Source organism: Janthinobacterium sp. 1_2014MBL_MicDiv (assembly GCF_001865675.1).
GTDB lineage: Bacteria > Pseudomonadota > Gammaproteobacteria > Burkholderiales > Burkholderiaceae_D > Janthinobacterium.
Genome location: NZ_CP011319.1, coordinates 621,269 through 635,442 on the forward strand (window position 1 = coordinate 621,269; position 14,174 = coordinate 635,442).

13 protein-coding genes are annotated in these 14,174 nt (G+C 64.6%); 2 read left to right on the forward strand and 11 right to left on the reverse strand.

Features of this window, described 5'->3' with window-relative positions:
* Both waaC and waaA read left to right on the forward strand, forming a co-directional pair.
* On the forward strand, positions 1-1,023 hold the full coding sequence (gene waaC, locus YQ44_RS02690) for a lipopolysaccharide heptosyltransferase I (RefSeq protein WP_071322059.1): 1,023 nt from the start codon (positions 1-3) through the stop codon (positions 1,021-1,023).
* A gap of 19 nt (positions 1,024-1,042) precedes the next feature.
* Positions 1,043-2,317, forward strand: a complete 1,275-nt coding sequence (gene waaA, locus YQ44_RS02695; protein WP_071322060.1) for a lipid IV(A) 3-deoxy-D-manno-octulosonic acid transferase — start codon at positions 1,043-1,045, stop codon at positions 2,315-2,317.
* Positions 2,318-2,496: 179 nt separating this feature from the next.
* On the opposite strand, the gene YQ44_RS02700 is transcribed toward waaA, so the two are convergent.
* The 11 genes from YQ44_RS02700 to miaB form a co-directional block, all read right to left on the reverse strand.
* Complete coding sequence (locus tag YQ44_RS02700; RefSeq protein ID WP_071322061.1) at positions 2,497-3,444, reverse strand: M48 family metallopeptidase; 948 nt, start codon at positions 3,442-3,444, stop codon at positions 2,497-2,499.
* A 44-nt stretch (positions 3,445-3,488) separates the two neighbouring features.
* Complete coding sequence (locus YQ44_RS02705; protein ID WP_071322062.1) at positions 3,489-4,229, reverse strand: lysophospholipid acyltransferase family protein; 741 nt, start codon at positions 4,227-4,229, stop codon at positions 3,489-3,491.
* A 16-nt stretch (positions 4,230-4,245) separates the two neighbouring features.
* Positions 4,246-4,833, reverse strand: coding sequence for a D-glycero-beta-D-manno-heptose 1,7-bisphosphate 7-phosphatase (gene gmhB / locus YQ44_RS02710; RefSeq protein WP_071322063.1), 588 nt, complete (start codon positions 4,831-4,833; stop codon positions 4,246-4,248).
* The gene (gene glyS, locus YQ44_RS02715; protein WP_071322064.1) at positions 4,833-6,935 is read right to left on the reverse strand and encodes a glycine--tRNA ligase subunit beta; all 2,103 of its coding nucleotides are present in this window, start codon (positions 6,933-6,935) and stop codon (positions 4,833-4,835) included. Before glyS ends, gmhB begins: the two co-directional genes overlap by 1 nt.
* Positions 6,936-6,972: 37 nt before the next feature.
* Positions 6,973-7,887, reverse strand: coding sequence for a glycine--tRNA ligase subunit alpha (gene glyQ / locus YQ44_RS02720; protein ID WP_071322065.1), 915 nt, complete (start codon positions 7,885-7,887; stop codon positions 6,973-6,975).
* Positions 7,888-8,037: 150 nt separating this feature from the next.
* The gene (lnt, locus tag YQ44_RS02725; protein WP_083412094.1) at positions 8,038-9,555 is read right to left on the reverse strand and encodes an apolipoprotein N-acyltransferase; all 1,518 of its coding nucleotides are present in this window, start codon (positions 9,553-9,555) and stop codon (positions 8,038-8,040) included.
* Positions 9,556-9,634: 79 nt separating this feature from the next.
* Complete coding sequence (locus YQ44_RS02730) at positions 9,635-10,513, reverse strand: HlyC/CorC family transporter (RefSeq protein WP_071075558.1); 879 nt, start codon at positions 10,511-10,513, stop codon at positions 9,635-9,637.
* Positions 10,514-10,629: 116 nt separating this feature from the next.
* Positions 10,630-11,049: a DUF4259 domain-containing protein gene (locus YQ44_RS02735; RefSeq protein ID WP_071322067.1), complete on the reverse strand. Its 420-nt coding sequence runs from the start codon at positions 11,047-11,049 to the stop codon at positions 10,630-10,632.
* Between the two features lie 4 nt (positions 11,050-11,053).
* Positions 11,054-11,518, reverse strand: a complete 465-nt coding sequence (gene ybeY / locus YQ44_RS02740) for an rRNA maturation RNase YbeY (RefSeq protein ID WP_071322068.1) — start codon at positions 11,516-11,518, stop codon at positions 11,054-11,056.
* The gene (locus YQ44_RS02745) at positions 11,502-12,566 is read right to left on the reverse strand and encodes a PhoH family protein (RefSeq protein ID WP_071322069.1); all 1,065 of its coding nucleotides are present in this window, start codon (positions 12,564-12,566) and stop codon (positions 11,502-11,504) included. Before YQ44_RS02745 ends, ybeY begins: the two co-directional genes overlap by 17 nt.
* Complete coding sequence (gene miaB, locus YQ44_RS02750; RefSeq protein WP_071322070.1) at positions 12,563-13,930, reverse strand: tRNA (N6-isopentenyl adenosine(37)-C2)-methylthiotransferase MiaB; 1,368 nt, start codon at positions 13,928-13,930, stop codon at positions 12,563-12,565. Before miaB ends, YQ44_RS02745 begins: the two co-directional genes overlap by 4 nt.
* Positions 13,931-14,174 lie beyond the last annotated feature (244 nt).

A 14,174-nucleotide genomic window follows, 5' to 3' on the forward strand; every position in this document is an offset into this window, starting at 1 on the left:
ATGACCGCTCAATCCGGCGCACAGGCGCCCCTGAAAATCCTGCTGGTGCGCGTTTCCTCGTTGGGCGACGTGCTGCACAACCTGCCGATGGTGCATGACATCGCCCGCCATTATCCGGACGCCACCATCGACTGGGTGGTCGAGGAGGGCTACACGAGCCTGGTGCGCCTGAATTCGCGCGTTGGCACCATCTTCCCATTCGCGCTGCGGCGCTGGCGCAAGAGCCTGGGCAAGAAAGAGACGCGCGCGGAAATTGCCGCCTTTTTCCGCAGCCTGCGCCAGACGCGCTACGATTATGTGTTCGATACCCAGGGCTTGCTCAAGACGGGCATCATCATGGGCGCCGCGCGCCTGGCGCCGGGCGGCCAGAAAGTCGGCCTGGCCAACGGCAGCGAAGGCTCGGGCTACGAAGGCATCTCGCGCCTGTTTCACACGAAAAGCATACCCCTCGACCCGCGCACGCATGCGGTAGCGCGTGGCCGGCTGGTGGCCGCCGCCGCCCTGGGCTACACGGTCGACACGCCGGCCGATTTCGGCTTGCCGGAAGTGTCAGGCAGCGAGCCGCGCCCGGACTGGATGGGCGAGGCGCCGTATGCCGTGTATTTCCATGGCACGGCGCGCGACGCCAAGAAATGGGCGCCGGAAAACTGGATCGCCCTCGGTCACGCGCTCTCGCCCATGCCGATTTTGCTGCCCTGGGGTTCGCCCAAGGAAAAGGCGGAAGCCGAGTTGCTGGCGGCGAGCCTGCCGAATGCGCGCGTGCTGCCGAAACTGTCGATGAGCGACGCCACCATGCTGGCGCGCCGCGCCGCGCTGGTAATCGGCGTCGATACGGGCCTGACGCATATCGCCGCCGCCTTTTTGCGGCCAACGGTGGAAATCTATGCCGATTCGCCGCTGTGGAAAACGGAAGGCAACTGGTCGCCGAAAATCATCAACCTGGGCGATAAAGGTACGCCGCCCGGCGTGCCGGAAGTGCTGGCCGCGGCACAGCGCCTGCTGGCCGACTATCCTCCCGCCTGACTTCAACGTTCAAATCATCATGCGACTTCTTTATACCCTTGCCTGGTGGCTGGCCTTGCCACTGGTGCTGGCGCGGCTGTGGCTGCGGGGCCGCCAGGAGCCCGGCTATCGCCAGCACTGGGGCGAACGCCTCGGCTTCTACGGCCGCCGGCCTGCCCCTGTTCCTCCTACGATCTGGCTGCACGCCGTCTCCGTCGGAGAGACGCGCGCGGCCGAGCCGCTGATCGATGCGCTGCTGGCTGAATGGCCCGCTTGCCGCATCGTCCTCACGCACATGACGCCGACGGGGCGCGCCACGGGCAAGTCGCTGTTCGCCAAGCACGGCGCGCGCCTCTTGCAAAGCTACCTGCCCTACGATACGGGCGCCATGCCGGCCAGTTTCATCCGTCACTTTGCGCCGCGCATCTGCATCCTGATGGAGACGGAAGTGTGGCCGAACCTGATCCACCAATGCAATCGCCACGGCGTGCCCGTGGTGCTGGCCAATGCGCGCCTGTCGCAGCGTTCGCTGGGCAAGGCGCAGCGCCTGGGCAAGCTGATAGGCGACGCCGCGCGCGGCATCACGCTGGTGGCGGCGCAGACGCAGGACGACGCGCAGCGCGTGCGCCAGCTGGGCGTGCCGGACGTGGTGGTCACGGGCAGCATCAAGTTCGACGTCGTCGTGCCCGATGCCGCGCTGGCGACCGGAGCGTGGCTGCGCGGCGCCATCGGCGCCCGCCCCGTGCTGCTGTGCGCCAGCACGCGCGAAGGGGAGGAGCCATTGATCCTCGACGCCTGGCTGCGCGCCAGCCAGCCTGCCGGCGTGCTGCTGCTGATCGTGCCGCGCCACCCGCAGCGCTTCGACGAGGTGGAAAAAATGGTGCTGGCGCACGGCCTGGCCGTGCAGCGCCGCTCCAGCCTGACCGGGGATGGCGTCGTGGCGGCGGGCACGCAGGTGCTGCTGGGCGATACCATGGGCGAGATGTTTGCCTATTACGCGGCTTGCGACTGCGCGTTTGTCGGCGGCAGCCTGCTGCCGCTGGGCGGGCAAAACCTGATCGAGCCGGCGGCGCTGGGCAAGCCCGTGCTGATCGGGCCGCATACCTTCAATTTTGCGCTGGTGACGGAGCAGGCGATTGCCGCCGGCGGCGCCGCGCTGGTGGCCGATGCCGATGCCTTGATGATGCAAGCGTCGGCACTGCTGCGGGATCCGGCGCGCCTGGCGGCGATGGGAGCTAAAGCGCTGGCGTTCGCGGCGCAGCACCGCGGCGCCACGCCGCGCACGATAGCGGCCATCAAGCCCCTGTTGCCGTAATGGATACACGGCCAACAATGTTGTCGGATTACGGCCTGCGGCCTAATCCGACCTACTGCCGTGATCGAGGTAGGTTGGATTAGGGCCTGCGCGTAATCCGACAGGCGACTACTGCCGTGATCGAGGTAGGTCGGATTAGCGCTTGCGCGTAATCCGACAGGCGACGCCAACAATGTTGTTTACGCGAACAGGACTGGCAGCTCTTGCGAGCGCTTCCTCAGCGCCTGCTTGGCGCCGTCGTAATCGGGATAGATCGATTCCACGGTGGCCCAGAAGCGGGGGCTGTGGTTCATTTCCAGCAGGTGCGACAATTCGTGCGCGACCACGTAGTCGACCAGCGGCAGGGCGAAATGGATCAGGCGCCAGTTCAGGCGGATCTTGCGCTCGATGGTGCAGCTGCCCCAGCGCGTGCCGGCCGAGGACAGCGACAGCGAGTCGTAGCGCACGCCCAGCTTGTCCGCATACAGGTCCAGCCGCGCCTCGAACAGCTGGCGCGCCTCGTGCTGGAACCAGGCTTTCACTTTTTCCTTCAATTGCTGCTCGCTGCCTGCGGGTGTGACCCATACGTGCAGCTCGTTCGTCTCGCGCTGGAAGCTGGCGCGGTGGCGCGGTGCCTGGTGCAATCGCAGGGTGATTTCGCCACCGAGATAGGGCAGCGTGGCGCCATCGATCCATTCCATCGGGGCCCGCTGCTGACGCTGCACCTTGCGCTCGCCCCGTTCCAGCAGCTTCGAGACGATCCAGCCCTGCTTGGCGCGGATGGCGCTGTCGATTTCGGCCAGGGTGACGCGCTTGGGCGCCGTGACGCGCAAGCCGTTATCGTCGATCATGAAGCCGATGGAACGGCGCGTGGAGCGGCGCAGGGCAAATTCGACCAGGTGGCTGCCCAGCTGCAGCTGGCGCAATGGCGGGCCGTCGGCGGTGCGTGGCGGGGAAGGCAGGGCAGGGGGAGCGGGAACAGGAACAGCGATGGGCGAGACGGGCGCCACGGGCGGTGGCGCAAGGTGGACCGGCGCCACCACGGGCGGCGCTGGCGGTGCCGTGGGGCGCACCGCCAGGGGCGTGCTGGTCGAGACGTCGTGCGCGAACAGATCCAGTTGCTGGTCGCCGACCTTGATGGTCTTCATCTGCTGGCGCAGGGTCGGCTCCTGGATGACCGCGCTGATGCCGTCTAGCCAGCGTTGTAGGCGTGAGGCGAAATGACGCGCATTTCTGATTCTATCCAATTTTCCACCTGTTGCATCATGCTGTCCGGGGTGTGCCCTTCCGGCGAAATCGGTTTGCCTATCGAGACGGTGATCAATCCCGGGCGTTTGAGGAATGACTGCTTGGGCCAGCATTCGCCTGAATTATGCGCAATCGGCACCACCACGGCGCCCGTGGCAATGGCCAGGCGCGTGCCGCCGCTCTTGTACTTGCCCGTCTGGCCCACCGGGATGCGGGTGCCTTCGGGGAACATGATAATCCATTGGCCGTCCGCCAGGCGGCGCTTGCCATGCGCGACCACGCTCTTGAACGCATGCTTGCCCTGTTTGCGGTCGATCGGGATCATGCGCAGCAGCGCCATGGCCCAGCCGAAGAACGGGATGTACAGGATCTCCTTCTTGAACACATATACCAGCGGACGGGGCAGGCTGGGCAGCAGGAAGATGGTTTCCCAGGCCGACTGGTGCTTCGACAGCACGATGGCCGGCGCGTCGGGGAAGTTCTCGGCGCCTTTGACTTCGTAGCGGATGCCGCAAATGACCTTGGCACACCACAGGATAAACACATTCCAGCGCGAGGTGACCCAATAGCGCTTGTTGTAGCTCAATGGCGCGGCAAAAAAGCACACGCAGGCCCAGACGATGGTGGCCACGATCATGATGATCATGAACAGCAGGGATCGCAGGAACAGGGAAATATTACGCAATGCGGTTCTCCGAAGATTAGATACTGAATGCCACGGTGGGCGCCGGTACGACTGGCGCCTTGAGCAGGTGGCCGACCACGGCCGCCAGGTCGGGGAAGACCTGGGTGCCGGGTGGCAGGCCGCCCGTCTCGTTGGTTTTTTCGCCCTTGCCCGTCAATACCAGGTAGGGCGTGCAGCCGCTGATGAAACCGGCCTGCAGGTCGCGCAGCGAATCGCCAACGGTCGGCACGCCTTTCAGGCTGGTGTTGTAGCGCTGCGAAATTTCATGGAACATGCCTGGCTTGGGCTTGCGGCAGTCGCAATTGTCCGCACCCGCATGCGGGCAAAAGAAGATGGCGTCGATATCGGCGCCCACCTGCTGCGCCAGCGTGTGCATCTTCTGGTGGATCGCGTTCAAGACCGTCATGTCGAAGTACTCGCGCGCGATGCCCGACTGGTTCGAGGCGATCACCACGCGATAGCCTGCCTGGTTCAGGCGGGCGATCGCTTCGAGCGAGCCGGGAATCGGCAGCCATTCGGCCGGCGACTTGATGAAGTCCGGCGAGTCATGATTAATGACGCCGTCGCGGTCGAGAATAATCAGTTTCAGCGCCGGAATGCCCATTATGCCGCCAGCTTGGAAATGTCGGCCACGCGGTTCATCATGCCGTGCAGCGACGACAGCAATGCCAGGCGGTTGTTGCGCAGGGCGACATCCTCGGCCATCACCATGACGTCGTTGAAGAAGCCGTCGACGTCGTCGCGCAGCTGCGCCAGCGTTTGCAGGGTGCCCGCAAAATCGCCCTTGGCAAACGCCGCGTCGATTTCCGGCTGCACGCGCGAGACGGCGGCGGCGAGTTTTTTCTCCGCCTCGTCCTGCAGCAGCGCCACGTTGACGCCGCCGGCAGCCACCTGGCTTACGGCTTCCTCGTTCTTTTTCAGGATATTCGTGATGCGCTTGTTGGCGGCGGCCAGCGAGGCGCTTTCCGGCAGGGCGGCAAAGGCCTGCACTGCCTCCAGGCGCTGCACGATGTCGTCCAGGCGGTCAGGATTCTGCGCCACGACGGCTTCGATTTCATTCGGCGAGAAGCCGCGCTCGCGCAGGATGCCGCGCAGGCGGTCGAGCATGAAGGTGGTGACATCGGCCACCGGATCCTTGAAGCCGGGGATGGCGGCAAATTGCGCTGCCGCGTCGGCCAGCAAGCCCTGGATCGACAGGGGCAGGCGTTTTTCCAGCAGCATGCGCAGCACGCCGAGGGCATGGCGGCGCAGCGCGAACGGGTCCTTGTCGCCCGTCGGCGCCAGGCCGATGGACCAGATGCCGACCAGGGTTTCGAGCTTGTCGGCCAGCGCCACGGCGGTGCCGGTGGCGGTGGTCGGCAGGCTGTCGCCGGCAAAGCGTGGCTGGTAGTGCTCGGAGGCGGCCAGCGCCACTTCCTCGGCTTCGCCGTCATGGCGCGCGTAATACGTGCCCATGATGCCTTGCAGCTCGGGGAATTCGCCCACCATGTCGGTCAGCAGGTCGGCCTTGGCCAGCAGGGCGCCGCGTTCGGCCAGGGCCACGTCGTAGTGCAATTTGGCGGCGATGGCGCCGGCCAGCGACTTGACGCGCTCCGTGCGTGCCGCCTGCGTGCCCAGCTTGTTGTGATAGACGACATTGGCCAGCAGCGGCAGGCGCGCTGCCAGCGTCTTCTTCTTGTCCTGCTCGAAGAAGAACTTGGCGTCCGACAGGCGCGGTCGCACCACGCGCTCGTTGCCGCCGATGATGTGCTCGGGCGTGTCCGTTGCGATGTTCGAGACGATCAGGAAGCGCGAGCGCAGCTTGCCGTCGCTGTCGGTCAGGGCGAAGTACTTCTGGTTCGTCTGCATGGTGAGGATCAGGCATTCCTGCGGCACGGCCAGGAATTCTTCCTCGAAGTGGCATTCATACACGACCGGCCATTCGACCAGGGCCGTCACTTCGTCGAGCAGCGCCTCGGGCATCAGCACCTGGTCGGCGCCGGCCTTGTCCAGCAACTGGGCGCGGATGCGCTCCTTGCGTTCCTCGTTGCTGGCGATGACGCTGGCGTTGAGGATCAGCGAGGCCGCATAGTTTTCCGCGTGCGCGATGGTGATCGGCGCGCCATCGGTGAGGAAGCGGTGGCCCAGCGTCGTGCGGCCGGCGGCGAGGCCCAGCAGGGTCAGGGGCAGCACGTTGATGCCGTGCAGGGCGATCAGGCTGTGGGCCGGGCGCACGAATTGCACGGTGGTGCCGTCCGGGCGCTGGTAGCTCATCAGTTTTGGAATCGGCAGCTTGGCGGCCGCTTCCGTCAATGCCGCCTGCGCGCCGGTGGCGAGCTGGCTGCCTGGCGCCGTGTACGTGTAGAAGAAGCTCTCGGCCTTGCCGTCGACGGCGCGTTCCAGCTCGGCCAGCGTCAGTTCGGGGAAGCCCAGCGCGGCCAGTTTCTTGGCCAGCGGCGGCGTGCCGTTGCCGTTCGCGTCCAGCGCCACGGAGACGGGCAAGACCTTTTCGCGGATCGATTTGTCGGGCGAGACTTCGCGCACATTGGTGATGGAGACGGCCAGGCGGCGCGGCGAGGCGTAGCTGGTGGCGACGCTGTCGGCTTCCAGGAAGTCGCGCGATTTCAGTCCGTTGACGATGCCGGCGGCAAAGGCGGCGCCCAGTTTGGCCAGCGCTTTCGGCGGCAGTTCTTCGGTCAGCAGTTCGATGAGCAGTGTTTGGTTCATGGTGTTCTTGTCTGGTACGGCGGTGTGGAGGCTCGAATTAGGCGGCGGATTGGTCTGCGGCGGGCAGCATCGGGAAACCGAGGCGCTCGCGCGAGTCGTAATACGCTTGCGCCACCAGGCGCGACAGGGTGCGCACGCGGCCGATGTAGGCGGCGCGTTCCGTCACCGAAATGGCGCCGCGCGCATCGAGCATGTTGAAGCTGTGCGAAGCCTTCATGATCTTTTCGTAGGCGGGCAGGGTCAGCTGCAGCTCGATCAGGCGCTTGGCTTCCGCTTCGTAGTTGCCGAATTGTTCGAACAGCAAGTCCGTATTCGCGTGTTCGAAGTTGTAGGTCGATTGCTCCACTTCGTTCTGGTGGAAGACGTCGCCGTAGGTCAGTTTCTTGGTCGTGCCGTTTTCTTCCCACTCGGTCCACACCAGGTCGTACACGTTTTCCACGCCTTGCAGGTACATGGCCAGGCGTTCGATGCCGTAGGTGATCTCGCCCAGCACGGGCTTGCAATCGAGGCCGCCCACTTGCTGGAAGTAGGTAAACTGGGTCACTTCCATGCCGTTCAGCCAGACTTCCCAGCCCAGGCCCCAGGCGCCCAGGGTCGGGCTTTCCCAGTCGTCTTCGACGAAGCGCACGTCATTCTGCTTCAGGTCCAGGCCCAGCGCGGCCAGCGAGCCCAGATACAGGTCGAGGATGTTTTCCGGCGCCGGCTTCAGGACCACCTGGTACTGGTAGTAGTGCTGCATGCGGTTCGGGTTTTCGCCATAGCGGCCATCTTTCGGCCGGCGCGACGGCTGCACATACGCGGCGCGCCAGGGTTCCGGGCCGATCGCGCGCAGGAAGGTGCCGGTGTGGAAGGTGCCGGCGCCGACTTCCATGTCGTAGGGCTGGAGCAGGGCGCAACCTTGCTTGTCCCAATAGGTTTGCAAGGTCAGGATAATTTGTTGAAATGTGAGCATCGTATGAGTTCGCCGCGCGGACAGGCTGCGCGCTGTAAGGGGTTTGCTTGAAGCCCGGGCGCCTGCTTGGAAAGCGCGTCCGGGCCGGGGTTTTGCTAATTTTAGCGGTTTTTACGGGCCCACTGTGACTCTTCGGGCAATATCGGCCGCTTATTCCTGCCTGGCGGCGCCACGGCGGGCGGCGCGCGACAGCAGGAAGGCCGTCAGCAGGGCCAGCGCGGCCAGGGCCAGCACCAGTTTGTTGCCGTACAGGATGTATGGCGTCATGCCGCCCATGCCCTGCACCTTGGCCGCCAGCGTGGCTTGCTGTTCCGGCGGCAGCAGGCTTTGCACCACGCCCTTGCCGTCGATGACGGCCGTGGCGCCCGTGTTCGTCGAGCGCAGCATCGGGCGGCCCGTTTCCAGGCTGCGCATCTGCGAAATCTGCAGATGCTGCGGGATGGCGATCGAGTCGCCGAACCACGCCAGGTTCGAGATATTCAGCAGCACCGACGCCGATTGCTTGCCGCTGCGGTGGGCGCTGGCCAGCTGGCCGGCGATTTCCTCGCCAAACAGGTCTTCATAGCAGATATTCGGCAGCACCAGCTGGTCGCGCACGGGCAAAGGCGCTTGCACTTCGGCGCCGCGGCCCATGTCGCCCAGCGGGATGGCCATCATGGCGACAAACCAGTGCAGGCCAGGCGGCACGAATTCGCCGAACGGCACCAGGTGGTGCTTGCGGTACTGGTAGTACGGGCCCGGCGTGCTGTTGGGCGTGATCCCCAGCGCCGCATTGTAGAAGCGCTGCTGCTCGTCGAGCACGGGCATGCCGACCAGGATCGTGCTGCCCGTCTGCTGCGCGTACGTGGCCAGGTTGTCGAGATAGCCGGCCGGCAGCTGGTGCGGCAACACGGTGACGGCCGTCTCCGGCGTGGCGATCAGGTCGGCCGGGGCGCTGGTGATGGCGTTCTGGTACATCTGCAGGGCGCCGAGCACGAAGCCGGGGTCGAATTTCTGCTGCTGCGGCACATTGCCCTGCAACAGGCGCACCGTGATCGGACGTCCCACCGGGTGGGTCCAGTTCACGTATTGCAGGCCGATACCGGCCGCGTACAGCGCCACCAGGCCGCCCAGCGCGTTCCAGCGCGTGCGGTGCGTCAGCAAGAGCAGGGCGCCGGCGGACAGGGCTGCCAGCCAGCCCAGGCCATACGCGCCGACGATGGGGGCAAAGCCGCTCAGCGGGCCGGTATTGTGGGCGTAGCCCGTGGCCAGCCACGGGAAGCCTGTAAACAGCCAGCCGCGCGTCCATTCGAACAGGGTCCACAGGGATGGCAAGATCAACAGCGTCATTGCCGGCAGCGACAGCACCCAGCGGCGGCGCAGCCAGGCGGCCGCGCCCATGGCCAGCGCCACGTAGATGGCCATCAGCAGCGCGAGCAGGGCCACGGCGATGACGGCGATCGGCGCGGCCATGTCGCCATAGCGGTGCATGGAGATATACAGCCAGTGCGTGCCGGCCGCGCACCAGCCGAAGCCATAGGCCCAGCCGATCAGCGCACCGCTTTTCACGCTCGCGGCGCGCAGCACCTGGTAGAACAGCACGCCCAGGCTGAGGATTTGCAGCGGCCAGTAGCCGAAAGGGGCGAACGCCAGCACGGCGACGGCGCCGGCGATGGCGGCAGTCAGCATGCGCGCCCACGTGCTGCGGGGCGGTTTGGCGGGGGCGTTGGGGTCGGCGCGTCTGAAACGCATTTACAGCACGCGCATGTCAGAGTTCCAGTTCCGGCACGTTGGGCAGGCGCTCGACGAGCAGCACGTGCACCTGGCGCGCATCGGCGCGCAGCACCTCGAAGCGCAGGTTGCCCAGGTCGAAGATATCGCCCTTGTGCGCCATGCGGCCCAGGTACTTCGAGACCAGGCCGCCGATGGTGTCGACGTCGTCGTCCACCAGGTGGCTGCCCACTTCCTCGTTGAATTGTTCGATTTCCGTCAGCGCCTTGACGCGCCAGCGGGGGCCGAACTGGCCTTCCTTCAGCGACAGGATATTGTCCTCGGCTTCGTCGAAGTCGTATTCGTCCTCGATATCGCCGACGATCTGTTCCAGCACGTCTTCGATGGTGATCAGGCCGGCGACGCCGCTGTATTCATCGACGACGATGGCCATGTGATTGTGGTTGGCGCGGAAATCGCGCAGCAGCACATTCAGGCGTTTCGATTCGGGGATGAAGATGGCGGGGCGCAGCATGTCGCGGACGTCGAAAGTTTCTTCCGCGTAATAACGCAGCAAGTCTTTCGCCAGCAGGATGCCGATAACCTTGTCGCGCTCGCCTTCGATCGCGGGGAAGCGCGAGTGGGCGGTGGACAGGACTTCGGGCATCCATTCCTCGATCGGCTTGCTGATGTCGATGACATCCATTTGCGAGCGGGGAATCATGATGTCGCGCGCGCAGAGATCCGATACCTGGAACACGCCTTCGATCATCGACAGGGCGTCGGCGTCGATCAGCTTGCGTTCATGCGCATCGTGTAGAACATCGAGCAATTCTGCACGGTTCTCTGGCTCGGGGGAAATGAGTGCGGTCAGGCGTTCAAACAGTGACCGGTGGGGCTTGACGTCAGTTCTGACGCCACTAGGGTGCTCGGGCATAGGAGGCGTGAGCCGTTGTTGCGAAGGGATATAGGATACACCAAAAGTGGGGCGTTACCGGATTTCCCCGCTTTTGATGCAAATTTAATACGCATAATGCGCCGTAGCGCGACGTTTCAAGCCTCCGGGCCCAGCACGCGGGCGCGCAAGTCCGCCACGTCCGCCTGCCAGTCGGCGTAATGCTCGCTGTCCTGCCACAGCTGGCGCAGTTCCGACGCATCGGCCGTGATGCGCTCGAAGGCCAGGCGCGCCTTGTCCAGCAACGGCGGCGCGACTTTCTTCTTGCAGGCCGCCACCCATTCGTCCACTTCGGCGGTGGCCGGGTCATCCTCGCCCGGATTTCCCAGCAGGCGGGCGATCACTTCCAGCGCGGCCAGCGCCTCGGCGGCGAACGGCGCCTCGAGTTCGGCTTGCGGGCTGTCGATGACGTTGTCGAGCGTCGTCTCGACCAGTTCCAGGGTTTTATATTCGTGCAAGTCCTGCGCCCAATCCATGGCGTAGTCGTTGCCGAAGGCGTCGGTGGCCCAGGTTCCCATGCGCTTACTCCTTGTACGGGTCGGTAATGCCGAGCTTGGCCAGGATCTCCGTTTCCAGCCCTTCCATCTCGCTTGCTTCCTCGTCATCCATGTGGTCGTAGCCTTGCGCATGCAGCACGCCATGCACGATCAGGTGGGCCGTGTGTTCTTCCACGCCCTTCTTTTGCTCCTGCGCTTCCTTTTCCAGCACGTCCGTGCACAGGATGATGTCGGCGCGCGTCGGCTCGTCGTCGCCCAGCTCTTCGCCTTCGTTGTAGGCAAAGGTCAGCACGTTGGTGGCGTAGTCCTTTTCGCGGTAGTCGCGGTTCAGGCTACGGCCTTCCTCTGCGTCGACGAAGCGGATCGTGAATTCGGCCGGGGCGAACAGGGCCGCCTTGACCCAGCGGCGCACTTTCGGCCGCGTGATCAGGGTTTCCAGGCGGGCATCCGGATATTGCACGGACAGGGACAGTTTATTTTTTTCGGACATTTTTGGCGCTGGCTGGTTTCAATAGGGGGAGCAACTGGGCGGCGTCGGCACTGGCTGCCTGCGCTGTTTCATAGGCGTCGACGATGCGGGCGACGAGCGGATGGCGCACCACGTCGGTGCTGTTAAATTGCGTGAAGCCGATGCCGCGCACGTCTTTCAGCACGTGCACGGCGTCGATCAGGCCGCTCGTCTGGCTCTTGTGCAGGTCGACCTGCGTGACGTCGCCCGTCACCACGGCCTTGCTGCCAAAGCCGATGCGTGTCAGGAACATCTTCATCTGTTCGACGGTGGTGTTTTGCGCCTCGTCGAGGATGACGAAGGCGTGGTTCAGGGTGCGCCCGCGCATGTAGGCCAGCGGGGCGATCTCGATCACCTGTTTTTCAAACAGTTTTTGCGTGCGGTCAAAGCCCAGCAAATCATACAGCGCATCGTACAGGGGACGCAGGTAGGGATCGACCTTTTGCGCCAGGTCGCCCGGCAGGAAGCCCAGGCGCTCGCCCGCTTCGACGGCGGGGCGCGTCAGGATGATGCGCTTGACGGCGTCGCGTTCGAGCGCGTCGACGGCGCAGGCGACGGCCAGGTAGGTCTTGCCCGTGCCGGCCGGGCCCACGCCGAAGCTGATGTCGTGCTCGAGGATGTCGCGCAGGTAGGCGATCTGGTGCGGCGTGCGCCCGCGCAGGTCGCTGCGCCGCGTCTTCAGCACGGGGCTGGCGATGTCCGGCTCGACGAAGGTGCTGACGGGCGCGTTGGCATGGTGTTCCGAGGCGGCGGACAGGCCCGCGCGCTGCTCCACCAGGGCCAGCTGGACTTCTTCCAGCGGCACGACCTTGTTGGCGATGGCGTAGAACTGCTCGAGGATTTCCACGGCGCGCGCGGCATTGCTGCCGCCGACGATGAATTTCTCGCCGCGGCGGAAGATCGTCACGTCGAGGGCGGCGGAAATCTGGCGCAGGTTTTCATCGAGCGGTCCGCACAGGTGCGCCAGGCGCGTGTTGTCGAGCGGTTCGGGGATGAAATAATGCGGCTGTATCGGGGCTTTGGTTTTCAACTGGCTCTTTTCAATGCTTGGGCGCCGGCGACGAGTTCGCCGCGCAGGGTGTAGGAATGGCTTTCGGTGATGCGCACGTCGACCAGCTGGCCGATCAGTTGCAAACCGTCGGGGCCGGCGTCGAAATTGACCACGCGGTTGTTTTCCGTGCGGCCTTGCAGTTCGCGATCAATCGTATCCTTCTTCGAGCGGCCTTCGACGAGGATGGTTTGCACCGTGCCGACCATGGCCAGGCTGTACTTGCGCGTGTTGGCGTCGATGGCTGCCTGCAGTTGTTGTAAGCGAGCAAGTTTTACGTCGTGCGGCGTGTCGTCTTCCAGGTTGGCGGCCGGCGTGCCGGGGCGCTTGCTGAAGATGAAACTGTAGCTGTTGTCGAAGCCCACGTCGGCGATCAGTTTCATCATGGCGTCGAAGTCGGCCTGGGTTTCACCGGGGAAACCGACGATGAAATCCGAGGAAATGGCCATGTTCGGGCGCACGGCGCGGATGCGGCGGATGATGGACTTGTATTCGAGGCCCGTGTAGCCGCGCTTCATGGCGCCCAGCACCTTGTCGGAGCCGTGCTGCGCCGGCAGGTACAGGTGGTCGACCAGCTGCGGGATCTTCGCGTAGGCGTCGATCAGGCGCTGCGTGAATTCCTTCGGATGGCTGGTGACGAAGCGCATGCGTTCGATGCCGGGAATGTCGGCCACGTATTCGAGCAGCAGGGCGAAGTCGGCGATGTCGCCGCCTTCCATCGCGCCGCGGTAGGCATTCACGTTCTGTCCCAGCAGGGTGATTTCCTTGACGCCCTGGGCGGCCAGCCCGGCCACTTCCGTCAGCACGTCCTCGAAGCGGCGCGACACTTCCTCGCCGCGCGTGTAGGGCACCACGCAATAGCTGCAGTACTTGCTGCAACCTTCCATGATGGAGACGAAGGCCGAGGCGCCCTCCACCTTGGCCGGCGGCATGTGGTCGAACTTTTCGATTTCGGGGAAGCTGATGTCGACTTGCGAGGCGCCGCTGGCGCGGCGCAGCTCGATCATCTGCGGCAGGCGGTGCAGCGTCTGCGGGCCGAACACCATGTCGACATACGGCGCGCGCTTGACGATGGCATCGCCTTCCTGCGAGGCCACGCAGCCGCCCACGCCGATCAACAGGTGTGGCTTGGCCAGCTTCAGTTCGCGCAGGCGGCCCAGGTCGGAAAACACTTTTTCCTGCGCCTTTTCGCGCACGGAGCAGGTATTGAGCAAGATGACGTCGGCGTCTTCCGGGTGCTCGGTGCGCACCAGGCCATCGGAGGCGCCCAGCACATCGGCCATCTTGTCCGAGTCGTACTCGTTCATCTGGCAGCCGAAGGTTTTGATGAATACTTTTTTCTGCATGGAGTCTGGCGCTTATCGGTAAATGTGGCGGCAAATAAGATGGCTGGGCAGGATGCTGTCGGGCAGGGGAGCGCTCAGGGCGGGGCGCGGTGGATGACCGGCCGGGCGTCTCTGGCTGCCCGGTGGCAGGCTCGCTGCAAGTTCAGTCCATAGTTTAGCGTAAATCGCCGGGACGGGCCATGTCGTGCTTACCTTGCCGACAAGATTTCGAGATGGAAACGTTGACGATGATGGCGATGCTGCA